Source organism: Gemmobacter sp. 24YEA27 (assembly GCF_030052995.1).
Lineage (GTDB): Bacteria > Pseudomonadota > Alphaproteobacteria > Rhodobacterales > Rhodobacteraceae > Pseudogemmobacter.
Map to the genome: position 1 here is coordinate 2795855 of NZ_JASJPW010000001.1, position 25856 is coordinate 2821710.

At 61.1% G+C, this 25856-nt stretch carries 28 protein-coding genes, 1 tRNA gene and 2 pseudogenes; 17 read left to right on the forward strand and 14 right to left on the reverse strand.

The genetic code is table 11. From position 1 onward, the window contains the following. The first annotated feature begins 250 nt into the window (after positions 1 to 250). The 3 genes from QNO18_RS13930 to QNO18_RS13940 all read left to right on the forward strand — a co-directional run bounded on the left by QNO18_RS13930 (position 251) and on the right by QNO18_RS13940 (position 2490). Positions 251 to 673, forward strand: a complete 423-nt coding sequence (locus QNO18_RS13930; protein WP_283178147.1) for a DarT ssDNA thymidine ADP-ribosyltransferase family protein — start codon at positions 251 to 253, stop codon at positions 671 to 673. Positions 674 to 771: 98 nt separating this feature from the next. Further along, complete coding sequence (locus QNO18_RS13935) at positions 772 to 1467, forward strand: hypothetical protein (RefSeq protein WP_283178148.1); 696 nt, start codon at positions 772 to 774, stop codon at positions 1465 to 1467. Positions 1468 to 2172: 705 nt separating this feature from the next. Beyond that, positions 2173 to 2490 carry a DUF736 domain-containing protein gene (locus QNO18_RS13940; RefSeq protein ID WP_283178149.1) on the forward strand — a complete coding sequence of 106 codons (318 nt, stop codon included), beginning with the start codon at positions 2173 to 2175 and terminating at the stop codon, positions 2488 to 2490. A gap of 141 nt (positions 2491 to 2631) precedes the next feature. On the opposite strand, the gene QNO18_RS13945 is transcribed toward QNO18_RS13940, so the two are convergent. After that, the gene (locus QNO18_RS13945; protein WP_283178150.1) at positions 2632 to 3009 is read right to left on the reverse strand and encodes a hypothetical protein; all 378 of its coding nucleotides are present in this window, start codon (positions 3007 to 3009) and stop codon (positions 2632 to 2634) included. A gap of 269 nt (positions 3010 to 3278) precedes the next feature. Between QNO18_RS13945 and QNO18_RS13950 the strand changes: the two genes are divergently transcribed. From QNO18_RS13950 to QNO18_RS13960, 3 genes are read left to right on the forward strand one after another with little or no spacing between them, the layout of a single operon-like run. Further along, a complete protein-coding gene (locus QNO18_RS13950; protein WP_283178151.1) occupies positions 3279 to 3683 on the forward strand; it encodes a hypothetical protein in 405 nt (134 codons plus the stop codon). 46 nt (positions 3684 to 3729) lie between these two features. After that, complete coding sequence (locus QNO18_RS13955; RefSeq protein WP_283178152.1) at positions 3730 to 3954, forward strand: helix-turn-helix domain-containing protein; 225 nt, start codon at positions 3730 to 3732, stop codon at positions 3952 to 3954. Further along, the gene (locus QNO18_RS13960) at positions 3933 to 5003 is read left to right on the forward strand and encodes a tyrosine-type recombinase/integrase (protein ID WP_283178153.1); all 1071 of its coding nucleotides are present in this window, start codon (positions 3933 to 3935) and stop codon (positions 5001 to 5003) included. The genes QNO18_RS13955 and QNO18_RS13960 overlap by 22 nt, the downstream gene beginning before the upstream one ends. Positions 5004 to 5033: 30 nt before the next feature. Here the strand turns inward: QNO18_RS13960 and QNO18_RS13965 are convergent. The 11 genes from QNO18_RS13965 to QNO18_RS14015 all read right to left on the reverse strand — a co-directional run bounded on the left by QNO18_RS13965 (position 5034) and on the right by QNO18_RS14015 (position 13405). Next, positions 5034 to 5110: transfer RNA gene (locus tag QNO18_RS13965), tRNA-Arg, on the reverse strand. A 56-nt stretch (positions 5111 to 5166) separates the two neighbouring features. Beyond that, positions 5167 to 6390 (reverse strand): cysteine desulfurase, encoded by a 1224-nt coding sequence (locus QNO18_RS13970; RefSeq protein ID WP_283178154.1) that lies wholly within the window; start codon positions 6388 to 6390, stop codon positions 5167 to 5169. After that, positions 6380 to 6970, reverse strand: a complete 591-nt coding sequence (locus QNO18_RS13975) for a Yip1 family protein (protein ID WP_283178155.1) — start codon at positions 6968 to 6970, stop codon at positions 6380 to 6382. Before QNO18_RS13975 ends, QNO18_RS13970 begins: the two co-directional genes overlap by 11 nt. Beyond that, positions 6967 to 7092 (reverse strand): hypothetical protein, encoded by a 126-nt coding sequence (locus tag QNO18_RS13980; RefSeq protein WP_283178156.1) that lies wholly within the window; start codon positions 7090 to 7092, stop codon positions 6967 to 6969. The genes QNO18_RS13975 and QNO18_RS13980 overlap by 4 nt, the downstream gene beginning before the upstream one ends. Beyond that, on the reverse strand, positions 7092 to 7481 hold the full coding sequence (locus QNO18_RS13985) for a hypothetical protein (RefSeq protein ID WP_283178157.1): 390 nt from the start codon (positions 7479 to 7481) through the stop codon (positions 7092 to 7094). The genes QNO18_RS13980 and QNO18_RS13985 overlap by 1 nt, the downstream gene beginning before the upstream one ends. A 59-nt stretch (positions 7482 to 7540) precedes the next feature. Beyond that, the gene (locus tag QNO18_RS13990) at positions 7541 to 8812 is read right to left on the reverse strand and encodes a SufD family Fe-S cluster assembly protein (RefSeq protein WP_283178158.1); all 1272 of its coding nucleotides are present in this window, start codon (positions 8810 to 8812) and stop codon (positions 7541 to 7543) included. Next, positions 8812 to 9567 carry a Fe-S cluster assembly ATPase SufC gene (gene sufC / locus QNO18_RS13995; RefSeq protein WP_092898011.1) on the reverse strand — a complete coding sequence of 252 codons (756 nt, stop codon included), beginning with the start codon at positions 9565 to 9567 and terminating at the stop codon, positions 8812 to 8814. Before sufC ends, QNO18_RS13990 begins: the two co-directional genes overlap by 1 nt. A 10-nt stretch (positions 9568 to 9577) precedes the next feature. Further along, on the reverse strand, positions 9578 to 10159 hold the full coding sequence (locus QNO18_RS14000; RefSeq protein WP_283178159.1) for a hypothetical protein: 582 nt from the start codon (positions 10157 to 10159) through the stop codon (positions 9578 to 9580). A gap of 15 nt (positions 10160 to 10174) precedes the next feature. After that, entirely contained in the window at positions 10175 to 11710 is a 1536-nt protein-coding gene (gene sufB, locus QNO18_RS14005; protein ID WP_283178806.1) for a Fe-S cluster assembly protein SufB, read from the reverse strand. Positions 11711 to 11741: 31 nt separating this feature from the next. Then, positions 11742 to 12785, reverse strand: coding sequence for an aminotransferase class V-fold PLP-dependent enzyme (locus QNO18_RS14010; protein ID WP_283178160.1), 1044 nt, complete (start codon positions 12783 to 12785; stop codon positions 11742 to 11744). A gap of 110 nt (positions 12786 to 12895) precedes the next feature. Continuing rightward, the gene (locus QNO18_RS14015; protein ID WP_283178161.1) at positions 12896 to 13405 is read right to left on the reverse strand and encodes an Rrf2 family transcriptional regulator; all 510 of its coding nucleotides are present in this window, start codon (positions 13403 to 13405) and stop codon (positions 12896 to 12898) included. Between the two features lie 304 nt (positions 13406 to 13709). Here QNO18_RS14015 and QNO18_RS14020 point away from each other — a divergent pair, with 304 nt between their 5' ends. The 9 genes from QNO18_RS14020 (at position 13710) to typA (ending at position 20867) form a co-directional block, all read left to right on the forward strand. Next, entirely contained in the window at positions 13710 to 14369 is a 660-nt protein-coding gene (locus QNO18_RS14020) for an alpha/beta hydrolase (protein WP_198839270.1), read from the forward strand. Then, positions 14369 to 14638, forward strand: a complete 270-nt coding sequence (locus QNO18_RS14025) for a hypothetical protein (RefSeq protein ID WP_283178162.1) — start codon at positions 14369 to 14371, stop codon at positions 14636 to 14638. The genes QNO18_RS14020 and QNO18_RS14025 overlap by 1 nt, the downstream gene beginning before the upstream one ends. 24 nt (positions 14639 to 14662) lie before the next feature. Next, positions 14663 to 15412 (forward strand): type I methionyl aminopeptidase, encoded by a 750-nt coding sequence (gene map, locus QNO18_RS14030; protein WP_283178163.1) that lies wholly within the window; start codon positions 14663 to 14665, stop codon positions 15410 to 15412. A gap of 80 nt (positions 15413 to 15492) precedes the next feature. Then, positions 15493 to 16125 (forward strand): HD domain-containing protein, encoded by a 633-nt coding sequence (locus QNO18_RS14035; protein WP_283178164.1) that lies wholly within the window; start codon positions 15493 to 15495, stop codon positions 16123 to 16125. A gap of 198 nt (positions 16126 to 16323) precedes the next feature. After that, on the forward strand, positions 16324 to 17538 hold the full coding sequence (locus QNO18_RS14040; protein ID WP_283178165.1) for an NADP-dependent isocitrate dehydrogenase: 1215 nt from the start codon (positions 16324 to 16326) through the stop codon (positions 17536 to 17538). Between the two features lie 251 nt (positions 17539 to 17789). Further along, positions 17790 to 17957: a hypothetical protein gene (locus QNO18_RS14045; protein WP_283178166.1), complete on the forward strand. Its 168-nt coding sequence runs from the start codon at positions 17790 to 17792 to the stop codon at positions 17955 to 17957. A 103-nt stretch (positions 17958 to 18060) separates the two neighbouring features. Beyond that, on the forward strand, positions 18061 to 18543 hold the full coding sequence (locus QNO18_RS14050) for a Hint domain-containing protein (RefSeq protein ID WP_283178167.1): 483 nt from the start codon (positions 18061 to 18063) through the stop codon (positions 18541 to 18543). A gap of 37 nt (positions 18544 to 18580) precedes the next feature. Further along, positions 18581 to 18784, forward strand: a complete 204-nt coding sequence (locus QNO18_RS14055) for a Hint domain-containing protein (protein ID WP_283178168.1) — start codon at positions 18581 to 18583, stop codon at positions 18782 to 18784. A gap of 265 nt (positions 18785 to 19049) precedes the next feature. After that, positions 19050 to 20867 carry a translational GTPase TypA gene (gene typA / locus QNO18_RS14060; protein ID WP_283178169.1) on the forward strand — a complete coding sequence of 606 codons (1818 nt, stop codon included), beginning with the start codon at positions 19050 to 19052 and terminating at the stop codon, positions 20865 to 20867. Between the two features lie 1400 nt (positions 20868 to 22267). Here typA and QNO18_RS14065 read toward each other — a convergent pair. Beyond that, positions 22268 to 22959 (reverse strand): annotated as a pseudogene (locus tag QNO18_RS14065) (transposase); the annotation flags it as partial. 861 nt (positions 22960 to 23820) lie between these two features. Here QNO18_RS14065 and QNO18_RS14070 point away from each other — a divergent pair. Then, entirely contained in the window at positions 23821 to 24111 is a 291-nt protein-coding gene (locus QNO18_RS14070; RefSeq protein WP_283178170.1) for a GNAT family N-acetyltransferase, read from the forward strand. 17 nt (positions 24112 to 24128) lie between these two features. Here QNO18_RS14070 and QNO18_RS14075 read toward each other — a convergent pair. Further along, positions 24129 to 25006 (reverse strand): annotated as a pseudogene (locus QNO18_RS14075) (lytic transglycosylase domain-containing protein). A 371-nt stretch (positions 25007 to 25377) separates the two neighbouring features. On the opposite strand from QNO18_RS14075, the gene QNO18_RS14080 reads away from it, so the two are divergent. Continuing rightward, positions 25378 to 25581: a hypothetical protein gene (locus QNO18_RS14080; protein WP_283178171.1), complete on the forward strand. Its 204-nt coding sequence runs from the start codon at positions 25378 to 25380 to the stop codon at positions 25579 to 25581. Positions 25582 to 25856: the final 275 nt, after the last annotated feature.

Below are 25856 nucleotides of genomic sequence, written 5' to 3' on the forward strand. Positions count from 1 at the left end.
CGTAGCGGGTTATGCGCTGGTGCACGGTATCGCGCGAGAGGCTGTCCCATCAGAGGCATGGCGTATGATCTTCTGCGTGATCGGCGGAGCCTGCACTGGGCTATCGGCGCTGATGCGTATTGTCGCAGCGCAAGCCTTGAGCACGATAAGCGGCCAAGATTAACGCATAATTTGCCGTCAAATCTCAAGCGCACCTTGCGGTTTCGTATTGATTGCATCACCCTTCCCAAAACAACCTTGGGAGGGGACCATGCAGCCGTCAGACTTCATTGAAAAATATATGACCGGAAAGTGCTTCTATCATTTTACGGATACTCGTAACGTGCCTTCCATCAAATCTCACGGATTGATGTCGCTTAATTTGTTGCGGGAAAATGGAATCGTTCCTCCGGCAGCAGGCGGTAATGACTGGAGCCATGAGGCTGATGAACGCTTGGGACTGCATAGCTACGTCCACCTTTGCTTCCTCGACCAACACCCTATGGAATGGACGATAAAGCAGGATGGTAGAATAAAGGACACCGTATTCATCAACGTTGACAAGTCTGTGCTTACAAGGCCGGGAATATTATTATCGGCTGATGTATCCAACAAAGCTGGCGTTGAGACGTTCGATTTCACGCGCGCTTTGGACTTGATGGATTTTCCGGTTATATATGAGCGAACAAATTGAAAGGACCCGGCCGTTCAGGAACGTCGGAAAGTCGCCAAGAAATATGAACTACTCGTACCCGATCACATATCGGCCGATCTGCTGTCAGGATACTGAAAATGGCCGAACGCCCCGTCTTCATACCACTTCCCGATGGGGACCGGCTCGTTCAGGAGTGCCCTGTCGAATTTCACTGGCACTCTGGCATGGCCGATTCCCAAAAGAGAAAGAACGTGGTTTCGCTGCACGAAAGTGCAGCGAGACGGGGCTTGTCTCCGCTACTGGAGATATCCAGCAAGTCGGAGGATCGCGTTGGCCAACGCATGAGCGCCTTTAGCCTGAAAGTGAAGCTCGCCGGGCGCGAAATCCCTCTCGAAAATGCCTTTCAGGGGAGCAAGGTGTTCAGGGATGGCGGACCGTACAGCGACCTCTATGAAATGGAACCGCGCGCAGCGAAGTCGGATACGCGACTACGCGAGTCCGGCCCGTTGATTGGGTTTCACTTCGATGAAGACGACTATCCGATTTTTCCGCAAACAGTCTTCTATGACTGGCTTTATATTTCGGCGCTGTATCCGCACATGGATTATCTGAGGAGCAAAATTTATCACTACAAAGGGTTTACCGATATCGTCTTCAATCCTTTGAAATCGATAAATTGCCAAGCAAGATCATGCGCGACGTTGGTTGCAATGGATAAGCAAGGCCTTCTCCCGAAGGCGATGTCGTCTTTCGAAGCGTTCCTTGAGATTATGACCGCCCACACTCCGCTGCCGTCAAGAGACGAGCGCGATAGACAGCCCTCACTCATGTAGCAGTCTGGCGTTGCCCTGGGGGCCGCGCTCTCGGCTGCGCCGGAACCACGCCAAAGGGCGCGTTTCCGCCATTCGGCGTCGATCGCTAACGCAAGGGGACGCTGCAGCGCGCATGAAGCCCCGCATCGGGCGGATGCACGAGGCAGGGCGGCCTCCGCCCATGCGGCCGGATCAGGATGAGCCAGCCGCGCCACCTGTCCCTCGTTCTGGCTGGCAGATTGTGCAGGAGCGCTCATCCGGCGTCGCCACGCGAAGAATGCAGTCGGAACGGGCAGCCGTCCTACACGCGCTTCGTCCCGAGACGCGATGATCCCACAACTGGGCGCGTGGCACTTTCGGTAGGGACAAAAAAGGCCAGCTGTTTCAGGAACAGACCGACCATGCCAGTGAACCCGTCGATCGCTCGCATCCCGTGAAAGCACCTGATCGCATCATCTTCTCTCTCTTGCTGCAGGGCGCACCTGCGGCGTCCTCGAAAGGCATGGGTCTGACCGAAGACCCGCTTCGCCTCGATCATTCTCCCGCAACGTCCGCCACCGGTTTTTCTCCGCCGCGCGCGAGCGCGCTTTGCATCGCGAGGCAAAAAAGCCGTCGTCGGCCGTCTTACACTGCGTTCCAGCCTTTCAGGTGCGGGCTGATCGCCTCCGGTCTCACGACCGCCATTGAGGTCGCGACAGGCGCGGCCCGAGCAACGGAGTGAAGACTATGGCAACCATCGGCACTTTCACCAAGAACGCGAACGGCGAGTTCACCGGCACGGTCAAAACCCTGACCCTCAACGTCAAGGCCAAGTTCGTCCCCACCGAGGGCGACAGCGAGCGCGGCCCCGACTATCGAATCATCGCTGGCCCCTCGGTCGAGTTCGGCGCGGCCTGGAAGAAGACCGCCCGCGAAACCGGCCGCGACTATCTCTCGGTCAAGCTGGACGATCCGAGCTTTCCTGCTCCGATCTACGCCAGCCTGGTCGAGGACGAATGCGGTGAGGTTTACAACCTTATCTGGTCCCGCCGCACTGGCGACTGAGGCCGAACAACTCCGAAGCCCCGCCGAGTGCGGGGTTTCGTCATGCTTGTCCCCCGCTTTTCAGGGGGTGCGGATTTCCGTAACCTACACTCCTGTAGTCATCGCCACGTTCACCGGAGTTCGCCTTTGAGTGTCGTCGCGTCAGTAAGCGAAGAAAGGATCATTCTTCTGATGCGCGCGGCACGTCTCGAACTTTGTTGATTTTGTCCAGCGGCTGTCTGGAGCCTTTTCCTTATCCGACCTTACCGACCAGCTCGAAATCGCTGTGATGAAACGCTTCTCTAGGGTGATTTTCTTGCCGATCGCCTTCTCAGCAGCGGCCAGAGCCGTGTCGAACGCAGTCTTGACGGCATCGGTGTCGGCAAAGACGCCCCAGACCGTCGTATTGGTCAGCCGGAAAAGTTTCGACGTGCCTTGAAAGACGTAAACCAGCCCAGCCAATTCAGCCTGCTTGATGAACTCGGCCCATTGATTAGAAGCGCCGTCCTTGAAGTCATAGGTAACGAGATAGTCGGTCATGAAAATAGTCCCCGTTCTGCAATGAAGACGATATGGGGATCGAGCGGTCATTTTACCAACAGCGTACAAATTTGGGCAGAACAGTGCGTTCCCTTCGGGCCGCGCTCTCGGCTAACGCCGGAACTACGCTCAAGAGCGCGTTTCTGTCACCCTTCGCGAATCCTTGGAAATGGAACGGGACGAAGAGCCGGACCTCTGGCGGGTCGGCAAGAAGCGGGCGGGCCGCCACCTTGACGGGGAAACATGGGATCAGATGCCTGAGGCCGCCAATGGCTGACTTCACCCACGCGGTCCTGACCCGGATGATATGGATCGATGCCCGCCTGATTGGCGCCGGCACCATTGGCAGGCAGGATCTGGTCAGGGCCTTCGGCATCAGCCAGTCTCAGGCTGCTATCGATTTCAGGTCATACCGCGCCATCAACCCCGGCCGCCTCACCCATGACCGCCAGGCGCGCACCTATCGCGCGGCGCCGGGATCGCTTCCCGCATATCCGACTGCCCTGCGCGTGAGCGTGATCCATGCCGTGCGGATGGTGATGGACCTGATCACCGACGGCAGTCAGCCCGTGAAACCGGCGCCGAGCTGCGCGCGCTGCGAGGACACGCGGTTTCTGGATAGTCATATCGTTCTGGAACAGTGCCCGGACTGCAATCCAGAGATCCCGAAATGACCCGGGCCAACTGCGCCCATCTGATGGTGAGGGAGGAAGCGGCGTAATGGGAAAGCAGGTAGCAATCTCCTATCAGCCGCGCTTGCTTGGCTCGCAGGAGGCGGCAACATATCTGGGCGTGAGCGAGACCACCTTGAGAGGATTGGACATTCCGCGCCGCGTCATGGGGGGGAGAAAGCTTTTTGACCGCATAGATCTGGATCGCTACGCGTCCGATCTGCCTTATGAAACTCAGTCTCCGAGGAACACATGCGATCAGGTCTTCGACTGACTGGCATTAAGGTGGTAATAAAGGCGAACGGTCGGCGATACCTCTACCGCAGGGTCGGAGCCAGCCTTGTCGCGCTGCCGAACCTGCCCGAGAATCATCCGGAGTTCCTAGCAGCATATGTTGCTGCAGGAAGCGCTAAGCCCAAGGCACGCGATGCCGAAGGTAGCATCGCCGCGCTTTGCAGCCTTTATCTGGCCTCACATGAATACTCCCGCATGGCAGCAAGCACGAGGGCTGTCTGGCGAAGGACGCTTGGTCGAATATCCGAAGAGCGTGGCAAAGGTCTGATTGCAGATCTGCGCCCCGATCACCTCAGAAAAGATATCCGGCCACTGTCCCCCGGCGCGGCCTCAAACAGGCTCAAGGCATGGCGCTCAATTCTTAAATTTGCAGTTGAAGAAGGCCTCATAACATCTGATCCCTCCACAGGAATCCGGGCTCAGCGGGGCGAAGTGCAGCCCCACAGGCAATGGACGAATGAAGAGGTCGAGCAGTTCAGAGACCATTGGTCGAAAGAGACGTCGGAACGTATTGCTTTTGAAGTGATATTCTGGACCGGAGCGCGATGCGTCGATGCGGTAGGCTTGGGCTGGCAAAAAGTCGATGCAGATGGATGGCTCAGCTTCACCCAGGCCAAGACCAAAGGGCCGGCAACTTGCCCTGTCAGGACACTCCCGCCATGGGCGGTCGGGATGAAGTCCGATCACAAACACTTCCTCGACGTTGTGCCGATGGATCAAATGATCTGGATCGTGACGGGGTTCGGAAAGGCGCGAAGCGTCAAAGGGCTTTCGCAATGGATGAGCGCGGCCGCAAGCACAGCTGGCCTGCCCGATGACTGCACCGCGCACGGCCTGCGCAAAGCGAGAGCCGCAGCGCTCGCTATAGCGGGAGCAACGGCATCACAAATTGGCGCATGGACTGGGCATGCGAGCCTTTCAGAGATCGCCCACTACACGAAGCAAGCCGATCAAAAAGGGATTCTCGGGGCAAAGAAAGAACAGCAGATGGGAAACCGCGTGGAAAAGTTTCCAAAATCCCCAAATTAATCATTTTATATCATGATGTTATGGAGGTAATGGCGCACCCGACAGGATTCGAACCTGTGACCTCTGCCTTCGGAGGGCAGCACTCTATCCAGCTGAGCTACGGGTGCAGCGCCCGGGTGTCTTAACCGCTCCTGCGCGCTGCTGCAAGGCTTGTGGTGCCGCTTCAGCCAAAGAGTTCGTGACAGAATTCCAGCGCTTCGACCAGGGCATCCACCTCGGCCAGGGTGTTGTAAAGACCGAAGGACGCGCGGCAGGTTGCGCTCACCCCGAAATGGTCCAGCAGCGGCATGGCGCAATGGGTCCCTGCCCTGACGGCGATGCCTTTTTTGTCGAGAATCGTCGAGATATCATGCGGATGTGCGGCGCCTTGCAGGGTGAAGCTGAAAATCGCCCCCTTATCCGGCGCCTGCCCCTGGACATTCAGCCAGTTCAGCCCGTTCAGCTTTTCGCGGGCGTAATCGCGCAAAGCGCGCTCATGGGCAGCGATATTTTCCATGCCGAGGCCGGTCAGGTAATCGAGCGCCACGCCCAGACCGATCTGATTGACGATGCCGGGTGTGCCGGCCTCAAACCGCATCGGTGGGTCTGCCCAGGTGACCGAGTCGCGATGCACCTCGCGGATCATGTCGCCGCCTCCCATGAAGGGGCGCATTTCCGCCATCCGCGCCTGGGAAATCCAGATCGCGCCGGATCCGGAGGGGCCATAAAGCTTATGGCCGGTGATCGCGTAGAAATCGGCGCCGATTGCCGTCAGATCGACCGGCATATGAACCGAGGCCTGGCTGCCATCGACCATCACCGGCACACCGCGTGCGCGGGCCGCGGCGCAGATCGTGCTCACATCAACCACGGTGCCGGTCACATTCGACATATGCGAGATGGCGACCAGCTTTGTCTTCGGCCCGATTGCGTCGATCACCGCCTGGGGATCGAGCACGCCATTGGCATCGACCTCGACCCATTTCAGCACCACCCCCTGACGTTCGCGCAGGAAATGCCAGGGCACGATATTGGCGTGATGCTCCATCACGGAAAGCACGATCTCATCGCCGGCCTGCAAACGAGGTGCAGCCCAGGCATAGGAGACGAGGTTAATCCCCTCGGTCGCCCCCGATGTGAAGACGATCTCGTCTTCCGAGGGCGCGTTCAGAAAGCGCGCAATCTTGCCGCGCACCGCCTCATAGGCCTCGGTCGCGTGGTTCGACAGGTAATGCAGGCCCCGGTGAACATTGGCATATTCCATCGAATAGGCCTGGGTGATCGCGTCGATCACCACCTGCGGCTTTTGCGCCGAGGCGCCATTGTCGAGATAGACCAGCGGTCGGTCATTCACCTTGCGCGCGAGGATCGGGAAATCGGCGCGGATTTTTGCGACATCATAGCTCACGCGGCAGGTACTCCGACGGGATGAAGGGGGCGAGGATCATCGTCAGGACGAAGACGCTGACCAAGAAGGTCAGGACCGTCCCGAAGAACACCTTCACCGGCGAGGCAAAGCCGTGGATTTCGGCGATGAAATTGCTCAGGAGCACCACGAAGATCCCGACGGCGGCGATGCCGATCAGGCTGGACAGCACGGGCAGGATGACAAGCGTCAGCAACTGCACCAGCTGGATCGCCAGCATTACCGCCTGAAGCCAGGCGATCGCCAGCACGGCATCGGCAAAGGATCCGCGACCACCGAACCAGCCGCCCACCAGCCAGGCCAGGAAGGCGCAGAGGAGGAGGGTCAGGAATTGCAGCCCGGCCGTCACGAAAGGCGTTGAGAACAGCGCCGTGAACGGGCTGCCTTCGGGCATCGGCAGGATCTGCAGGCTCAGCTGCATCAACAAGGCCGAGGCCACCGCCATCAGAAGGAGCGCCACCATCTCGGTGCCGCCGGGCCGGTTCAGCGCCTGGATCTGGCGCAGGCCCTGACGCGGGTCATGCAGCGACAAAAGCAGGGTGGAAAAGAAAAAGCCGATCACTGCATCGCCTCGCGCAGAAGTTTCACCCAGAGCCAGAGGAATGAGAGCCCGACCAGAATCCCGACCACCGTCACCGAAGACCCCGGTCCGCTGAACCCGGCCAGAAGGCCCTGGAACAGCATCAGGGGGGCCGCGCAAAGCAGCGCCCAGAACAGCGAGACCCGCGCTTCATAAGCGCCGATCCGCCCCCGAAGGCGCGGATCACCAGCGCCGAGATCGCCGCGATGCCGTAAAAGAACAGCGGTACCACGAAGAGAAAGACGAAGAAATTGATCCCCATCAAGGCCTGGATGCCCGGCACCTGATCCAGCGGCGTGCCGGCGGCGGTTGCCGCCTCTCGCGCAAGGAAAGCCTCGCGCGAGAGGCGCGGCCATTGCGCCACGAACAGCAAAAGACAGGCCGCGAAGAGCAGGATCAGCGCCCTGTCCTCGCGCGGGCCATCCGCCAGTTTCTCGCGGATGACCGCACCAGGCCGGGCCCAGGTCCGGAAGATATCGGTGGTGATCGACATGGTCTCTGCCTGTTCCCTGCTGGCCGTTAACGCATTGGCGGATTTAGCCCGGAGGGGTCTCAGCCGTCCAGCCCGTGCAGCCAGTCTTCCAGCCTTGCATGGACCTCGCCCGCGATGGCCTCATCCTCGATCTCTTCCAGCGTGCCGGCCAGGAAAGCCAGAACCAGAAGCGCCTGGGCGGTGCGTTTCGTCACCCCCCGCGATTGCAGGTAGAATAGCGCCGTCTCGTCAATCGCGCCCGAGGTGGAGCCATGGCTGCATTTCACATCATCGGCGTAGATTTCCAGCTCGGGCTTGGCGAGGAACTGCGCATCCTCATCCAGCAGAAGCGACTGGCTCATCTGATAGCCATCGGTCTTCTGCGCGCCCTGTTTGACGAGGATCTTGCCCTGGAAGACACCGGTCGCGCCATTTTTCAGCACTTTGCGGAAGACCTGACGGCTTTCGCAGCGCTCGGACGCATGGGTGATGAAGATGGTGTCGTCCTGGAGGAAATCCTTGCCATCGCCCAGCACGGTTCCGGCGACATGCGCCACGGAATCGTCGCCGGTGATTTCCAGGATCGCCTCATTGCGGGTCAGACGGCCGCCCGCGGTCAGGGTAAAGCTTTTGAACAGCGCATTATCAGCGATATGGGCGAAGATATGGGTGACGCCGCGCCGATCAGCATCAGGGCCCTGCGTGCGGATATGATGGAAGCGCGCGTTTGACGCCACATCGACCTCAAGCACGGTGTTAAAGCGCGCGCCGGGCGTGCCGCTTTCCAGAAGGGTGATTTCCGCGCCCTCTTCCAGCTTAACAACGTGATGAAGGATCACATCGGAAACCGCTGATTTCTGAGCATAAATCAGGGAAACCGGTTTTGCGGCCTGCCCGGTCACCCGGATCAGCACACCCTCAGTCGCATAGGCGGTGTTCAGCGCCGCCAGCGGACGTTCTACCGGAGAAGAGCCACGGGTCTCAAGCTGGCCATAAAGCCCCTGCGCCCAGTGGATATCCGACTGACCTGCCAGCGACAACAGTTCAACTCCGGCAAGCGCCGGATCATCCGAGGCAGCCGCGTCGAACACGCCATCGGTAAACACCAGCTTCACCGCATCCAGCGCCGCGAAGGACGGCGCGAGATCGGCGGGCGCACCGCTGATTTCCGGCTTTGTCAGCTGGGCCGGGTCACTGTAGCGCCAGTATTCGTCGCGCCGGGTCGGCAGGCCCTGAGCCGCCAGCCGATCAGAGGCCGAAGCGCGCGCCGCAGCCGTCCAGCCCTTTGCGGGGGCGCTGAGCCCCTGCAGCCGCGCCGTCAGCGCGTCCTGTTTGACCTGTGCCAGTGCCATTACTGCACCCCGTCCAGCAGATCGGCGTAGCCGTTATTCTCGACCTCAAGCGCCAGCTCCGGCCCGCCGGTTTTGATGATGCGGCCATTGGACATGATATGGACCACATCCGGTTTGATATGATCGAGAAGGCGCTGGTAATGGGTGATCACAAGGAAAGAACGACCCGCGCTGCGCAGCGCGTTGACGCCTTCTGCGACAAGTTTCATCGCATCGACGTCAAGACCGGAATCGGTCTCGTCAAGGATGCACATCTTCGGCTCCAGCATGGCCATCTGGAGGATTTCATTGCGCTTTTTCTCACCACCCGAGAAGCCGACATTGACCGGACGCTTGAGCATATCGGCGTCGATCTTCAGCGTTTTCGCCTTTTCGCGCACGACTTTCAGGAAGTCTCCTGCCGAAAGCTCCTCTTCGCCGCGCGCCTTGCGCTGCGCGTTCACCGCCGTTCTGAGGAAGGTCATATTGCCGACACCGGGGATCTCGACCGGGTATTGGAACGCCAGGAACAGGCCCGCTGCGGCGCGCTCTTCCGGCTCCATCTCAAGGAGTTCTTCATCATCCAGCGTGGCCGAGCCGTCGGTGACCTCATAGCCATCGCGGCCCGCCAGCACATAGGAAAGCGTCGATTTGCCCGAGCCGTTCGGCCCCATGATCGCATGAACTTCGCCAGGCCCGATTTTCAGGTCGACGCCTTTGAGGATGACCTTATCCTCTTCCTCAAGTTTAACATGCAGGTTCTTGATCTCAAGCATTTTTCTCTCCTCAGACCGGTTGTAGCAGCGCCCGCGTATAAGCGCGCAGCCGGTCCGGCGTCAGTGTCACAGGTTCAAGATCGAAACGCGCCATGCGTCCGATCATCTCGGTTGGCCGCGCGATCTCTTCAGCCTTGTGATAGGCCTCGCGCGGGGCATAGTCGTCAAAAAACAGCGTCACCGGACGGGTGATCCGGTAAGCCACGGTCAGGAAACAGGCGAGCCGGAAACGGCCATCGACCAGCACCAGATCCGGGTGAGAAAAGCCGGGTAAGTCCCAGATTTTCAATGCATAATCCGGCCAGCGACGAAAGGCGGACTCATCTGCCGGATGGCCCCATTCCTTTGTCGGGCCAATATCGGCATGATGGATATGGACGCCGGCCTGCGCCGGATGTGCCGCGAACCAGTCGCCCATCATCCTGGCCCAGGAGGCATCGGATTCCACCGACCAGACCTCTGCCCCGGCCTCGGCCGCGACCAGGGTCGATCCGCCGGAGCCATATTCCAGCACCACCCGCGCTTCGACGCAGGCATCCGTCCATGCCCGGGCAGCCGCCTCGGGCATGGTCAGATCAGGACGCTGAAGCACGGCACCGGACAAGGTTCAGCCCACCGAACCTTCCAGCGAAATCGCCACCAGGCTTTGCGCTTCCATGGCAAATTCCATCGGCAGGGCCTGGAGGACTTCCTTGCAGAAGCCGTTCACCACCAGGGCGACAGCCTCTTCCTCATCCATGCCCCTTGAGCGGCAATAGAAGAGCTGATCCTCGTCGACCTTCGATGTGGTCGCCTCATGTTCGCAGCGCGAGGAATTGTTCTTCACCTCGATATAGGGAACCGTATGGGCGCCGCACTGATCGCCGATCAGCAGGCTGTCGCACTGGGTGTAATTCCGCGATCCGGTGGCCTTCGGGTGAACCGAGACCTGGCCGCGATAGGTGTTCTGTGCCTTCCCGGCCGAGATCCCTTTCGACACAATCCGCGACTTCGAATTCTTGCCCAGATGGATCATCTTGGTGCCGGTATCGGCCTGCTGGTAATTATTCGCGATGGCGATCGAGTAGAATTCGCCCTGGCTGTCATCGCCGCGCAGGATGCAGGACGGGTATTTCCAGGTGATCGCCGAGCCGGTCTCAACCTGCGTCCACATCACTTTCGCCCGGTCGCCCCGGCAATCGGCGCGTTTGGTGACGAAGTTGTAGATGCCGCCCTTGCCATCCTCATCGCCCGGGAACCAGTTCTGCACGGTTGAATATTTGACCTCGGCATCGTCGAGGATGACGATTTCCACCACGGCGGCGTGCAACTGGATCGTATCGCGCTTCGGCGCGGTGCAGCCCTCAAGGTAGCTCACATAAGAGCCCTTGTCGGCGATGATCAGGGTGCGCTCGAACTGCCCGGTGTTTTCCGCATTGATGCGGAAATAGGTCGACAATTCCATCGGGCAACGCACGCCTTCGGGGATGTAGACAAACGAACCATCCGAGAAGACCGCCGAATTCAGCGTCGCAAAGAAGTTGTCCGATTGCGGCACGACCGAGCCGAGATACTTCTTCACCAGGTCAGGATATTCCCGGATCGCTTCCGAGATCGAACAGAAGATCACCCCGGCCTTTTTCAGCTCTTCCTTGAAGGTCGTGCCGACAGAAACGCTGTCAAACACCGCATCGACCGCGACCTTGCGCTCGCCTTCCGGCGCCTCGACGCCGGCAAGCAAAGCCTGCTCTTTCAGAGGGATCCCCAGCTTCGCATAGGTCGCCAGCAGCTTCGGATCCACTTCATCCAGCGATTTCGGCTTTTCCGCCATGCTTTTCGGGCGCGCATAGTAATACTGATCCTGATAATCGATCTCAGGATAGCTGAGCATCGCCCAACGCGGCTCTTTCATCTCCAGCCAGCGCCGGTAAGCCTTGAGACGCCAGTCCAGCATCCATTCCGGCTCGCCATTTTTCTCGCTGATCAGGCGGACGATATCCTCGTTCAGGCCCTTGGGCGCGTATTCGGTCGGGATCTCGGTCTCCCAGCCATATTTATATTTTCCGGCCATCGCCTGGACGGTTTCAATCGTCTCGCGGTCGACGCCTTCCCGGATCGCCTCATCGGGGATGCGGATATTATCCTCGGACACATGGGTATTCATTTCGGTCACTCCATCCTCACGCGGCCCATCTTCACGCAGCACGGGCGCGGGCTTTTCCGTAAGCCCTGGTCCACGCCTCCGCGAACCTGAGCACATTCTCTTCATTCACGCCCGGACCGATCGAGATCCGGATCATCTGTCCGGCCTCATCGCCGTAGCCCATGGCGCCAAGCACCTTCGATCCCCTGACCTTGCCCGATGAACAGGCCGATCCGGCAGAGACCGCGAAGCCGGCAAGATCCATGGCCATGACCTGGGTCTCGCCCTTCCAGCCCGGCGCAATGACGCAAAGCGTATTCGGCAACCGTGGCTGGCCTTTCGAGACCGAGATAATGCCCTCAGCGCCGGCAAACAATGCTGATTCCAGAATATCCCTTATGCGGGCGACCTCTTCCCAGGTCCCGTTCGCCAGATCACGCGCCGCAGCCGTCGCCGCAGCCGCCATGCCGGCAATCCCGATCAGATTCTCTGTGCCGGACCGCCGCCCCATCTCTTGGCCGCCGCCTTTCAGCTTTGCCTCCACATCAAGCCCGCGCTTCAGCAAAAGCGCCCCAATGCCCCGCGGCCCGCCGAATTTATGCGCCGACACGAGCCCCATATCGCAGCCAAGCCAGTTGAAGGCGACCGGCAGCTTGCCCATTCCTTGCGTCAGATCCGACACCGCGAGCCCTTCGGGCAGATCCTGCACGATCCCCGTCTCGGGATTGGCAAGCTGCAGGGTGCCCTGCCCCGGATCCGGAACCGAAACCGCGCCATCCCGCCCGACCGGCAAGACATCGTCACACCAGGCCGAAACCGCCGAATGCTCGACACCGGCACAAGCCAGCCCCCGCCCCGCCAATGCCAGGGCCGACGCCTCGGTCGTCCCCGAGGTAAAGACCAGATCCGCCCCATCCGCACCGAAAGCTGCCGAAATCTCCTCGCGCGAGTGCTCCATCAGCGCTTTCGCCGCCCGCCCCTCGCTATGGACCGAAGACGGGTTCCCGACGACATCCATCGCCGAAATCATCGCCGCCCGCGCCTCGGCCCGCAAAGGCGCCGTTGCATTCCAGTCCAGATAAAGCCGCGTGCTCATGGCGCGCCCCTTTCATCTGTCGAAAAATATCCTCGGGGGAGCCGGACGCGCAGCGACCGGCGCGGGGGCAGACAGCCCCCCGGCGATCTCAGCCATGGCGCGCAACAGTCTCATTCCTCATCCACCACCCGGAACAGGTTCGGCACTGCCGGACAGGGCGTCATCTCATTGCCGATCACATCCGAAAGCCGTGCCTGGTGCAAAAACACATAGACATTGGCCGAAAGGCTCTGCCAGAGCCGGTTGGTCAGCGACTGTGCCCGCGTGCCCGACGAGCCCCCCGTGGCGCCCGCGCCGGTATGCATCGCATCGACCGTCTCATCGACCGCCTGCAAGACCTCGCTCACCCGGATCGAATCCGGTGATCGCGCCAGCCGGTAGCCGCCACCCGGGCCGCGCACTGCGTCCACCAGTCCGGCCCGGCGCAGCTTGACGAAAAGCTGCTCCAGATAGGGCAGCGAAATGTCCTGGCGTTTCGAGATCTCGGCCAAAGCCACCAGATCCTCAACTTCCGCCGCCTCCCCGCCTGCCTTTGCCAGCGCGAGTTTCGCCTTCGCCTCACTCATTGCGAGATCGGCAAGCGCCACCATCGCATACCGGCCCTTCGTCGACAGCTTCATCCCAGACTCTCCTTAACGAGCGCGCCGCGAGGCCTTTCCCCCGACCCGCAGCCAGACCCGCAACCAGACCCACACTCGAGCCCGGGCAACCACTGCGCAAGCCCGGGCGACCCCTGCAATTCCCGGCAATCCGGCCACATCCCCGGGGGAGCGGCCCAATTCCAGCCAGATCCATTGACGAGCCAGCCCGGGGCCATTACCTCAGGTGCGATCCGGGGGACAAGATTTGCCCCCTTTAGAACAGTTCTAAATTACCCGGGCGTTTCAGTCAAGTTTCGATCCCGGAGAAATCAGGCGAGAGCGTATGCCCGAAGTTATCTTTGCCGGCCCCGATGGACGTCTCGAGGGACGCTACCATGCACAGAAGGAACGCGACGCTCCGATCGCCATCGTTCTGCATCCGCATCCCGCCTATGGCGGCACGATGAACAATAAGGTTACCTATAACCTGCATTACGCCTTCTACAATCTGGGCTTCAATGTGCTGCGGTTCAATTTCCGCGGCGTCGGGCGCAGCCAGGGCGAATATGATCAGGGCATCGGCGAGCTGTCGGATGCGGCCTCGGCGCTCGACTACCTGCAGTCGATGAACCAGAATGCGAAACATTGCTGGGTCGCGGGCTTCTCCTTCGGTGCCTGGATCGGCATGCAGCTTCTGATGCGCCGCCCCGAGATCACCGGCTTTATCTCGGTGGCACCGCCCGCGAACCTTTACGATTTCAGCTTCCTCGCCCCCTGCCCTTCATCAGGCCTCGTGATCAACGGCACCGCCGATAAAGTGGCCCCGCCGAAAGACACCCGCACCCTCGTCGGCAAGCTGCACGAGCAAAAGGGCATCACGATCACCCATACCGAGGTCGAAGGCGCCGATCACTTCTTCAAGGATGAAGACGCGCATATGAAGCCAATGATCGAGACGGTTTCGGATTACGTCAGGCGCCGCATGACCGAAAGCACCCGCTGATGTCCTTCATCCAGGAGCTTGCCGACCAGCTTGCGAAAGACGTGCTCGCCTCGCAGGATGAACTGCAGGATGACCGTTTTTACGAACAGGTCGGCCGGGTCCTGGGGGCTGCTTCGCCAACGCTGCAAGAGGCCTATATGACCTCGATCCGCATCCGTCTCGCCGAGGCGCGCGGCCGCGACTTCCTCCTGCGCGCGCTCCGGGCCAAACGCGACGGCGCTGACGCCCCGGATGCACCGCGCGATGTCAGCCTCGGCAGCGGCCACTGACCCCCAAAGCGGAACGCTCCGGCCATGACGATCACCCATCAGGACGAGCTTGAAAGCCTGCGCCATATCGGCCGCATCGTCGCCAATACCATGCTTGCCATGGCCAGAGCGATGGAGCCGGGCATGACCACGCTTGAACTCGACGAGATCGGGACCGGGCTGCTCGAACGCGAGGGCGCGGTCTCGGCACCGCGCAGCGCTTACGATTTCCCCGGCGCCACCTGTATCAGCGTCAATGAGGAAATCGCCCATGGCATCCCCGGCCCCCGCGTGCTCGCCGCCGGAGACCTCGTCAATATCGATGTCTCGGCCTCGAAAGACGGGTTCTTCGCCGATACCGGGGCAAGCTGGCAGCTGCAGCCAGAGCGTGAGGCGCTGAGCCGGCTTTGCCGCGAGGGGCGCCGTGCGATGGAGACCGGCATCAACGAGGTCCGCGCCGGCAAACCCCTCGCAGGCATCGGTAACGCCATTGGCAAATTCGCACAGAAACGCGGCTATACGCTGATCCGCAATCTCGCGAGCCACGGCATCGGCCGCAGCCTGCATGAAGAACCGACCGAAATTGCCACCTGGCCGACCCGCGGCGACCGCCGCCGTATCGAAAAGGGCCTCGTCCTGACGGTCGAGCCGTTCCTCTCGACCGGCGGTCTTTGGGCCGATGCCGGCGAGGATGGCTGGACGCTCTACAGCGCGCCGATGGCGCCGGTGGTGCAATATGAACATACTGTGGTGGCAACCGGATCACAGGCCATCATCCTCACCCTGCCCGGCTGAGCCCCCTTCGCCTGGTCTGGCCAGCGCGGGCCGGCCTTCCCCCCTTGCCAGACTCCGGCCTTTCGCGCGATGACTGCAGCATGGATACCCCGCTCAGCCCCCCCGCCGCGCCTGCACCGCCCGCCACCCATCCGCGTCTCGACGCCCAGTTCGCCTTTCTGAACGAGGCCGACCGGCTGAAATCGGTGCTGCGTGCCACCACGCTGTGCGACGGATCGAGGCGCGAGAATTCAGGCGAGCATTCCTGGCATCTGGCGCTTTACGCCATGGTTCTGGCGGATCAGGCGCCCGAAGGCGTGCAGATCGACCGCGTCATCCGCATGTTGCTCCTGCATGATCTGGTCGAGATCGACACCGGCGATGTGCCGATCCATTCCGCGAACGGCGCCGCCCATGCCAGCGAGCACACCGTCCTTGCCGAACAGCGCGCGGCCGGGCGCATCTTCGGCCTCCTGCCGCCTGACCAGGCATTGGCCTTCCGCGCGCTCTGGGATGAATTCGAGGCGGCTGAGACCCCGGATGCCGTCTTCGCCAAATCCCTCGACCGGGTGCAGCCGGTCCTTGCCAATCTGCAATCCGGCGGCGGCACCTGGACCACCTATAACGTCACCTGGGACCAGCTTGTCGCCCGGGTCGGCCAGAAAATCGCGCGCGGTGCGCCCGGGATATGGACCTGGGTCAGCCAGAAGGCCAAAGCCTGGTTCGCGCCCTGAGCCGCTGCTGGCGTCCTTGCCCCCTTCCTCTTGACGAAAATACTCCCGCCGGAGGCATCCCCGGCCAGCCACAAAGCCGCCCGTTTTACCGGCAGGCGAAGATGAATTTTTTGTATACCATTGCATACTACCTTCCGCGCCACCCGGATTTCCGCTAAATACGGCCCCAGGCGCAACCCAATCCAGAAAGGGCGTATGATGACCAGGATCAAGGTGGCCAACCCGGTGGTGGAACTTGACGGCGATGAGATGACCCGGATCATCTGGGATTTCATCAAGCAAAAGCTGATCCTCCCCTATCTCGATATCGACCTGAAATATTACGATCTGGGCATCGAAGAACGCGACCGCACCGCAGACCAGGTGACCGTTGACGCAGCCCATGCCATTCAGAAATACGGCGTCGGCGTCAAATGCGCGACGATCACCCCCGATGAGGCGCGGGTCGAGGAGTTTGGCCTGAAGCAGATGTGGAAAAGCCCTAACGGCACCATCCGCAACATCCTGGGCGGCGTGATCTTCCGCGAGCCGATCATCTGCAAAAACGTGCCGCGTCTCGTGCCGGGCTGGACGAAACCCATCGTGGTCGGCCGCCATGCCTTCGGCGACCAGTATAAGGCGACAGATTTCCGCTTCCCCGGCCCCGGCAGGATCACGATGAAATTCGTGGGCGAAGACGGCACCACCCAGGAATATGACGTCTTTGACGCCCCCGCCGCAGGCGTCGCGATGGGGATGTACAACCTCGACCAGTCGATCATCGACTTCGCGCGGTCCTCGTTCAATTACGGGCTGATCAAGGGCTGGCCGGTCTATCTCTCCACCAAGAACACCATCCTCAAAGCCTATGACGGTCGCTTCAAGGATCTCTTTGCCCAGGTCTATGCCGAGGAATTTGAAGAGAAGTTCAAAGCCAAAGGCATCCATTACGAGCACCGCCTCATCGACGATATGGTGGCTTCGGCGCTGAAATGGTCGGGCGGCTATATCTGGGCCTGCAAGAATTATGACGGCGATGTGCAATCCGACACTGTAGCGCAGGGTTTCGGCTCGCTCGGTCTGATGACCTCGATCCTTCTCACGCCGGATGGCCAGACCGTCGAGGCCGAGGCCGCACATGGCACCGTCACCCGCCACTTCCGCCAGCACCAGGCCGGCAAGCAGACCTCGACCAATTCCATCGCCTCGATCTTTGCCTGGACCGGCGGGCTGAAACACCGCGCGAAACTAGACGACAATCCGCAGCTGACGCGGTTTGCCGAAACGTTGGAACAGGTCTGCGTCCGCACCGTCGAAGACGGGTTCATGACCAAGGATCTGGCGCTGCTGGTCGGGCCGGATCAGAAATGGCTGACCACGATGGGCTATCTGGAAAAGGTTGATGAGTATCTGAACAGGGCGCTTGCCGGCTGAGCGACCGGCTCACATCGGGGGATGCCTGTGAGGCGGGGCGGCATCAGCGGATGCCGCCCTTTTTTTCCTGTATCCGTGCAGGGATCTGGCCTGTCATATCGCACCGCTGTCTTTCGGGTGGTTGCTGAGATGCGGCTCATTTGAGGCATTATTCGGTCAGGAGCCCGCCTGTCCCACCGGATGCTAACCGCGGCTTAAGGCTGATGTCGCAGATTGGGTGTGGCTGAAGCTGACCGGGACGGAGGGTCGGGATGAGAACTATCACGGTTCAGGTCTGGACCCTCGACCCCGCCTTCAGCGTGCAGTCACCCGGCATGGTGATCCGGCCCGATGACTGGAGCGCGTCACCTCAGGACGATTTCGTGGATATGCAGGGACATGGGATCGATCTCTCCCCTGGTTGCTCAGCGCAGAGCTGACCGATGGCGATGAAAGCCAGATTATCAGCTCTGATGAAAGCGACTCTTTTACTGTGGCAGGAACCACTTATCGGATCTACGCCGTTTATAACGGTGACAGCGCGTGATTGCCGGTGCCACACAAAATCTGGTGACGTTCTACGGCCAGAGCAGCGAAGGCGAGTCGCTGGCGATCGCCCTTCCGGTCGATGCGGATGGCAAGGTCTCTGCGGCCTATCCCGGCATGCTTACAGCAACCAGCTGGTTGTGGGAGCCAAATGAATTCGCCCTGCCATTCTCTTCGATTCCCTGCTTTGTTTCCGGCACCCTGATCCGCACGCCCGAAGGTGACCTCCCGATCGATGACCTGCGGGCCGGAAGCCTGGTCATGACCCGGGATCATGGCCCCCAGGTATTGCGCTGGATCGGCACCGTCACCCTGACCGAGGCAGATCTGCGCCGCGCCCCTGCTCTGCGCCCGGTCGTCATCGCCCCCGGGCACTCGGGCCGGGCGTGCCCCTGGCGGAGCTTCGGCTTTCCCCGCAGCATCGCGTGCTTCTGCGCTCGAAAATCGCCGCGCGGATGTTTGGCGCAGAGGAAATGCTGATCGCCGCAACCCGCCTGATCGGCCAGGACGGATTTCGGTGGCCGCCGGGACCGGTCCGGTCACCTATCTGCATCTGATGTTCGATCAGCATGAGTTTCTGTTCTCAAACGGCGCGGAAGCCGAAAGCCTCTATCTCGGGACGGAAGCGACAAAGGCCTTGCCCGTCGCCGCCCTGCAGGAAATCCTGGCATTGTTTCCCGGCCTCCGCCCCGGCGCCCCAGGCCTGCCCGCCCCTTCCTGACCGGCCACAAGGCGCGGATGCTGGTGCAGCGCCACCGCCAGAACCGCAAACCCCTGGTCGATGCAGCGCGCAGGCCGGTACAGATACCGCCAGAAGCGCGCCACACCCTGACACCAGCAAAGCAGCTTCAGGGCCGCCCGGATTGCCTTTTTACCGTACCCGACAGATAGTGATCTGCCCCTCAACGGCAGCTCTGCACGAAACCGCATTTCCAAACCCGGATTTCTCCTGTATTTGCGGCACCGCAGCAAACAGGTAGAGCTTAATGGACCTTCGCAACATCGCGATCATCGCCCACGTTGACCACGGCAAGACCACCCTGGTCGACGAACTTCTGAAACAGTCGGGCACCTACCGCGAAGGCCAGGCCACGACCGAGCGCGTGATGGACAGCAATGACATCGAACGCGAACGCGGCATCACCATTCTCGCCAAGGCCACTTCGGTCGAGTGGAACGGGTTGCGCATCAATATCGTCGACACCCCCGGCCACGCTGATTTCGGCGGCGAGGTGGAGCGGATCCTGAACATGGTCGATGGTGTGGTCCTGCTGGTTGACGCCGCAGAAGGCCCGATGCCGCAGACCAAATTCGTGACCTCGAAAGCCCTTGCGCTCGGCCTGCGCCCGATCGTTGTGCTCAATAAGGTCGACAAGCCCGATGCCGAACCCGAGCGCGCGCTCAATGAGGTGTTCGATCTGTTCGCCAACCTTGGCGCCTCGGACGAACAGCTTGATTTTCCACATCTTTATGCTTCGGGACGCTCTGGCTGGGCCGATGATTCGCTCGATGGTCCGCGCAAGGATCTGACCGCGCTTTTCGAGCTGGTGGTGAAACACGTCCCTGCGCCGAAGCAGATCGCCAAGGTCAACGAGCCCTTCTCGATGCTCGCGACCACGCTTTCGGCTGACCCTTTCCTTGGCCGTCTGCTGACCGGTCGCGTGGAATCGGGCACCATCCAGGCCGGTGCTTCGCTCAAGGCGCTGACCCGCGACGGCGAGCGGATCGAACAGTTCCGCGTTACCAAGATCCTCGCCTTCCGCGGCATCGCCCAGACCCCGATTGACGAGGCCGTCGCAGGCGATATCGTCACGCTTGCCGGCATGACCAAACCGACCGTGGCCGACACGCTCTGCGCGCTGGAAATCGACACCGCGCTGCCCGCGCAGCCGATTGATCCGCCGACCATCACCGTGACCTTCGGCATCAACGACTCACCCCTTGCGGGCAAAGACGGCACCAAGGTGCAAAGCCGCGTGATCCGCGACCGTCTGATGAAAGAAGCCGAACAAAACGTCGCGATCAAGATCGCCGACACTGCAGGCGGCGACGCTTTCGAGGTCTCGGGCCGGGGCGAATTGCAGATGGGCGTTCTGATCGAGAACATGCGCCGCGAAGGCTTTGAGCTCTCGATCTCGCGCCCGCGCGTGATTTTCAAGGAAGAGAACGGCGTCCGGATGGAGCCGATCGAGGAAGTCATCGTCGATGTCGATGATGAATATTCCGGCGTTGTGATCGAAAAGCTGACCGGCGAGCGCAAAGGCGATCTGGTCGAGATGAAGCCGGCAGGCGTTGGCAAGACCCGGATCATCGCGCATGTGCCGTCGCGCGGGCTGATCGGCTATCAGGGCCAGTTCCTGACCGATACGCGCGGCTCGGGCGTGCTGAACCGCATCTTCCACGGCTGGGTGCCGCATAAGGGCCCGATCCAGGGCCGTCGCCAGGGCGTGCTGATCTCGATGGAGAACGGCGTCTCGGTGTCTTACGCGCTGTGGAAGCTGGAAGATCGTGGCCATTTCTTCATCGGCGCGCAGGAAGCGGTTTATCAGGGCATGATCCTTGGCGAACACAATCGCGACAATGATCTTGAAATCAACCCGATCCGCGGCAAACAGCTGACCAACGTCCGCGCCTCCGGCACGGATGAGGCCGTGCGCCTGACGACGCCGGTGCGGATGAGCCTCGAAGAAAGCATCGCCTATATCCAGGACGATGAGCTGGTCGAGGTGACGCCGAAGATCATCCGGATCCGCAAGCGCTATCTCGATCCGCATGAGCGCAAGCGCATGAGCCGCGAAAACTGATCACAGGGCTGACGCCCGATATTACCCGGCCGGCAGAGGACCCCTCCTCCGCCGGCCGTTCTTATTCTGCCGCCGGCCCATCGCGGCAGATGCACTTGGGCCCCAAACGAGGCTCTGAAGAGCTCATGTCATCATCCTGGCTGGCCCGCCCCTGAACGGACCGGTCTACGATCCTTCCATTGCGCCGTGTTGTACCAGTTGCGCCACCGGGATTGGATGCGGCGCAGCCAGGAGCGCTCGGCCTCTGACGGAGGAACCGACCCGAGCCGACGGGGGCTGCCGCGAAGCGCGACGGCGCCAGCTTCAATTTGCCCATGGCCCCCCGCAGAAAGGAAAACGCCCAAGAGCGTTTGCTCCGGGCGCTATTCAGGTGTGTCAGACAGGCCTGAGACCTATCCCCGCCGCCCACCTGCTCGGACATCTGTCTGCTATGGCAGAGAGTGACACTGGCACAAGGCCATGGGCACAGACTATAGGCGGATGCGCTTCGCCCCTGTAAACCGGGCTTCAAGGGCAGCAGGTCATGATCCGACGCCGCTACCGGGTTTAGCGCACGAATAACCCGAACCGGACAATGGCGCCTCTATCAGCTTGCAGTTCGACAACCTCAGCGCAGAAGCCCGCCAAGGGGCCCGACCTGAAGAGAACGCCATCGCGCGACCTCAGCCTCGTATCAGCAAAGCGCCGGGCACGAGGTGCTGCCTTTGCATCGCGCTGCCGCTGATCACGCTTTCACATCGAGTGGATTGAGGCCAGGCGCTGCCGCTCGAGGATACAACACTCGCCCCCGGACCGGCACTGCGCGCCTGAGACCCAAGCGCAGGCCGGAACCGGGTGTTCGGCAGAATCAATCACCACCGCCGCTACCTGCCGGGCTCGGGATGAGCTGACCAGTTTCGCAGGCGGGATTGGCATGCCTGCCCCGCGCCAACTTGCCCCGGTGGCGTCCTGCCAGGTGACCATCGGGGTTTTCACCCCGACCGGGGCGGCGGGTGATCCGTCCCCCCACAGTTGGACCTCGCACGGCCAGATCAAAGGCCGGGAACCTTTTCCCGGAGCAGCCATGTCGATCCCGCCCGCGACCCGCTTCCGCAACGCCGTTGCCGCGAACCTGCTGACATCGCCGGGCAGCTTCTTTTTTCTGGCGAGGTCATCAAGCTGGTGAGGCTGGCTGCTGACCTCGGCATTCCGAAGGCGGACGCCCGCCAGGTCATCACATCCATGGTTAAGTCCCACGCCAGCGGATCACCGCGGGGATCGAAAGATGCGTGATCATGCATCACCCTCCCACATCCAGCTGTCGCGCATCAGTGGCTCGCACCTGCCGGCAAACACCGTGCGCTGTGATCGATCCCCCACTGTTCAATAATCCACGGATGCCGGGCGAGGCAGGCGGCCAGCGTATCCACGATGGTCAGGATCCGCAGTTTCTTGCCCAGGGCGAGCTGGTCATGGACAAAATCCATCGCCCAGACCTCGTTCGGTCCGGAGGCCTCCTGTCGGTCCTCGCGCAGCCTCGCCTTCACCCGGCGCTTCGGATGCCTGTTGCGCAGCTGCAGGCCCAGCTCATTGTAAATCCTGCGTGTCTTCTTGATGTTCACCTGCCAGCCCTCCCGCCGCAGCAGCACATGGATGCGCCGGTAGCCATAGCGCACACTCGTTTCGCAGATCTCGCGGATCCGCAGTTCGAGGCCGGCCTGCACGGTGCGACGGGATTTGTAATGGTAGCTCGAAGTGTCGAACCGCTGCGCCTGGCAGGCCCGTCGGATCGAGACATCCCAGTCAACCAGAAGCCCGTCAACAAGCTTGCGCGTCTGGACAGGCCTCAGAGCTTTCGGCGGATGACGTCCTGCAGCATCTCGCGGTCGAGCGTCAGGTCCGCCACGATCTTCTTCAGCCGTGCATTCTCGTCCTCAAGCGCCTTCAACCGCCGCATCTCATCGGGAAGCAACCCGCCATAACGCTTCTTCCAGTTGAAGTATGTGGCCTGGCTGATCCCCGCCTTGCGGCAGATCTCGGCAACAGGCGTGCCTTCCTCGCCCTGCTTCAGAATGAACGCCTTCTGCGCTTCCGTGAACTTCGATGCCTTCATCGTCTTCAGCTCCTCTCCCAGCCAGGGAAAACTAGCCGAAAACTCAAGCTTAAGACGGTCCAGTTTCCAGGGGGCAGAGCATAGATAGTTGTCGGTTTCGGGTTGGGCAAGCGCCCGGCGCACGCCGAGGCGGTTTATCTGGGCCCGCCATTTGTCTTTATATTTTCTGATCGATGCCATGATAACGCACAGTGCGTTATCTGTGCGTCAATGGATGCCTCATTTTGCACATTTCAGGCAATCAAAAATATGCATGAAAAAATAAAAGCATTGATTTTTTAAAAAAAACAACCGCGGGTGCTTATTGCTTTTTAAGTGTGGTGCGGACGACGGGTCTCGAACCCGTAATTCCTTTCGGAAGGCAGATTTTCATCCCACTTCGGCTTTCGCCGCCGCCGGTTTCCCGGCGTTCGTGGGCTGGACTGTCCCTTTGCCATGGCCGCCGGGTCACCCGCAAAGGGCTTTCCGAAGGCTACAGGCACCACCCGTCCAGTCTCTACACCTTCCCCGGCATAGTCGCGCCGGGGCTTGGCTCGGGATTGGCGTAGGACCCTGCCTCACGGCCTGCCCCCTTAGCTTTCCCCGAATTTGAGCGGTTCTGCACCGCAGGTTTCCCCACGGGCACTCCAATTGTCAAAGTCTGCTGCGTATACCAGTTTCGCCACGTCCGCCCGGGCCCAAACGGAGCCGGTCGCGCCTCAATACACGGGTGGACGCGATTCGACAGCCCCGCTGTTGTCGCATCCGGCACTGCTTCTCCGCCTGACCGCAAAATCTCCGCGCCGCAGATTGACAGCGCGCGCCGCCATACCTTTATCTGCCTGAGATCAGGACGCGAGACCCAAAAGGAAGCACTGCGCTATGGCCGATTTCAGCATTCAGAAAGAGCTCTCCGGCCAGGGCGGCCGATTTGTCATCTATAAGGATGGCGATGTGGCAGAGCTGACCTTTACCCGCCGCGCGCTTGACCTGGTCTCTGCCGATCATACCGGTGTGCCGGATGCCTTTCGCGGCACCGGCGCCGGCAAGGCCCTGGTCGAGGCGCTGATCGCCGATGCAAAGGCGAACACCTACCGCATCATGCCGCTTTGCAGCTTTGTTGACGCGCAGCGTCGGCGGCATCCGGAATGGGCCGATCTCTTCGTCGTCTGAAGCTCAGCGCCCGTCCCTCAGCCCCCCGTCGCCGACAAAACGCGGAAAACGCAAGGATCGGTGACCAGTTCCGGCGGGGTCTGGCAGAGGCCCTGCGCCACCTGCCAGGCCGCAAGCACCTTGGGCACATAGTCGCGGGTCTCGGCATAGGGCGGCACGCCGCCATTCTTGCGCACCGCCCCCTCGCCCGCATTATAGGCCGCCAGCGCCATCAGCGGGTCATTGTTGAATTCATCGAGCAGCCAGTCGAGATAGGCGACACCGCCCTTGATGTTCTGCGCCGGATCGGTGGAATCGGTGACACCAAAGCGCGTGGCGGTCGCGGGGATCAGCTGCATCAGCCCCACCGCCCCCGCAGAAGAGACCGCATCCTTGCGCCCGGCGCTTTCGATCCCCATCACCGCCAGCACCAGCGCGGGTGAGACATCGGTCCCGACCGTCGCGATCAGGATGTCGCGGCCATAGGTTTCGGCAATGGTCTGCATCGACTGCATCCGGGGCGCCTTCACCGAGGCCCCCCCGGTCCTTTGGTCAGGGCCGCCATCGCGTCAGGGAATCGCCCGGCAGAGCTGTTGATATCCGTCGGGATCACATCCCAGTACCAGGCGTAATTCGATTTCGGGCCGGGCCCGGGCGTGACATCGCCGTCTTTGCCCTGCTCAACCGGGGCCAGCGGGCGCTCTTCATGTTGCAATGCCGGATCTTTCCACGCGGTCGCCGCCAGGCGGCGCGCCTGTTCCACCGGGTCGATCTGCACCGTGATCCGCTTGCCGGGCAGCGTGTCGCCGACTTTCACCCGCCGGAAGGTGAAATCCTCCTGCTCGGCGTGCCCGGTGCCGGGAATCGCCAGCAAAACCAGAATCACCGCCAGGGTGCCTGAGACGAGACGCGTCATTTCGGATGCCTGCTTTTCTTATTTTTCGGAAGAATCGCAGAGATCGCGGTTCTGGCAAAGCGGAAAAGCAGGTGAAAAAAGGCAAATCCGCCCCAATTGATCGAAATGCAACGCAGTTTCCCGGTGGAAACTGATCTAGTTCGACGAAACCAGAAGTTTAAAGATCACAAAAAACATCACGTTAATGCGATATTAACCAGGTCTTTGAGGTTGCTGCGAAAATGCCCTCTCCTCATCCAAAAGCTGCCACGATCAGGGGGCTATATGCACTCATCCCGAACGGAAGAGACGGACCGGAACAGAGGCCGACCGACAGACACCGTGGCGGAGATGAACAGAAAAGCTGAGCACCTTTTGAAAGGGACAGACCAATGAACGCTATGAATTTCATCAAAGACGAAGACGGCGCAGTCACCGTTGACTGGGTTGTGCTGACCGCTGCTATCGTCGGCCTCGGCCTGCTCGTGATGAGCGCCATCCGTCCGGCGATCTCGGGCCTCGGCGCACAGATCGCCACCGAAGTTACTGATACCGGAACCTGGCTGTCGACCCAGGGCACTAAGCTGCGTGAGTAATCTGCCTCTGGGCATGATCGTCTGATCACGGAAATACGGCCGCGCTCCCATCCGGGGCGCGGTCGAATTACGTTAGCCGCCGGTTCGGCGAGGATCAGTCTCGCCCCGGGGCGAGACATGGCGCAACCTCCGGCTTCCGCAGATCATCCGGCATGATACAAGCCGAATTCCTCCTGGCCACAAGGCCGGAGACACGGATCTGCCTCAGGATCAGATATAGCCGACAGATGCCCGCCGCGTCCGGACCTGGCCGCAGCGTCCCGTGGCACGGCCTG

Bases quoted from the DNA above. Each gene is read 5' to 3' on its own strand.
- QNO18_RS13930 (WP_283178147.1), top strand. From the start codon at position 251: ATGCAGCCGTCAGACTTCATTGAAAAATATATGACCGGAAAGTGCTTC.
- QNO18_RS13935 (WP_283178148.1), top strand. From the start codon at position 772: ATGGCCGAACGCCCCGTCTTCATACCACTTCCCGATGGGGACCGGCTC.
- QNO18_RS13940 (WP_283178149.1), top strand. From the start codon at position 2,173: ATGGCAACCATCGGCACTTTCACCAAGAACGCGAACGGCGAGTTCACC.
- QNO18_RS13945 (WP_283178150.1), bottom strand. From the start codon at position 3,009: ATGACCGACTATCTCGTTACCTATGACTTCAAGGACGGCGCTTCTAAT.
- QNO18_RS13950 (WP_283178151.1), top strand. From the start codon at position 3,279: ATGGCTGACTTCACCCACGCGGTCCTGACCCGGATGATATGGATCGAT.
- QNO18_RS13955 (WP_283178152.1), top strand. From the start codon at position 3,730: ATGGGAAAGCAGGTAGCAATCTCCTATCAGCCGCGCTTGCTTGGCTCG.
- QNO18_RS13960 (WP_283178153.1), top strand. From the start codon at position 3,933: ATGCGATCAGGTCTTCGACTGACTGGCATTAAGGTGGTAATAAAGGCG.
- QNO18_RS13980 (WP_283178156.1), bottom strand. From the start codon at position 7,092: ATGCTGTTCCAGGGCCTTCTGGCCGGGTTCAGCGGACCGGGGTCTTCG.
- QNO18_RS13985 (WP_283178157.1), bottom strand. From the start codon at position 7,481: ATGTCGATCACCACCGATATCTTCCGGACCTGGGCCCGGCCTGGTGCG.
- QNO18_RS13990 (WP_283178158.1), bottom strand. From the start codon at position 8,812: ATGGCACTGGCACAGGTCAAACAGGACGCGCTGACGGCGCGGCTGCAG.
- sufC (WP_092898011.1), bottom strand. From the start codon at position 9,567: ATGCTTGAGATCAAGAACCTGCATGTTAAACTTGAGGAAGAGGATAAG.
- sufB (WP_283178806.1), bottom strand. From the start codon at position 11,710: ATGAATACCCATGTGTCCGAGGATAATATCCGCATCCCCGATGAGGCG.
- QNO18_RS14010 (WP_283178160.1), bottom strand. From the start codon at position 12,785: ATGAGCACGCGGCTTTATCTGGACTGGAATGCAACGGCGCCTTTGCGG.
- QNO18_RS14015 (WP_283178161.1), bottom strand. From the start codon at position 13,405: ATGAAGCTGTCGACGAAGGGCCGGTATGCGATGGTGGCGCTTGCCGAT.
- QNO18_RS14020 (WP_198839270.1), top strand. From the start codon at position 13,710: ATGCCCGAAGTTATCTTTGCCGGCCCCGATGGACGTCTCGAGGGACGC.
- QNO18_RS14025 (WP_283178162.1), top strand. From the start codon at position 14,369: ATGTCCTTCATCCAGGAGCTTGCCGACCAGCTTGCGAAAGACGTGCTC.
- map (WP_283178163.1), top strand. From the start codon at position 14,663: ATGACGATCACCCATCAGGACGAGCTTGAAAGCCTGCGCCATATCGGC.
- QNO18_RS14035 (WP_283178164.1), top strand. From the start codon at position 15,493: ATGGATACCCCGCTCAGCCCCCCCGCCGCGCCTGCACCGCCCGCCACC.
- QNO18_RS14040 (WP_283178165.1), top strand. From the start codon at position 16,324: ATGACCAGGATCAAGGTGGCCAACCCGGTGGTGGAACTTGACGGCGAT.
- QNO18_RS14045 (WP_283178166.1), top strand. From the start codon at position 17,790: ATGAGAACTATCACGGTTCAGGTCTGGACCCTCGACCCCGCCTTCAGC.
- typA (WP_283178169.1), top strand. From the start codon at position 19,050: ATGGACCTTCGCAACATCGCGATCATCGCCCACGTTGACCACGGCAAG.
- QNO18_RS14070 (WP_283178170.1), top strand. From the start codon at position 23,821: ATGGCCGATTTCAGCATTCAGAAAGAGCTCTCCGGCCAGGGCGGCCGA.
- QNO18_RS14080 (WP_283178171.1), top strand. From the start codon at position 25,378: ATGAACGCTATGAATTTCATCAAAGACGAAGACGGCGCAGTCACCGTT.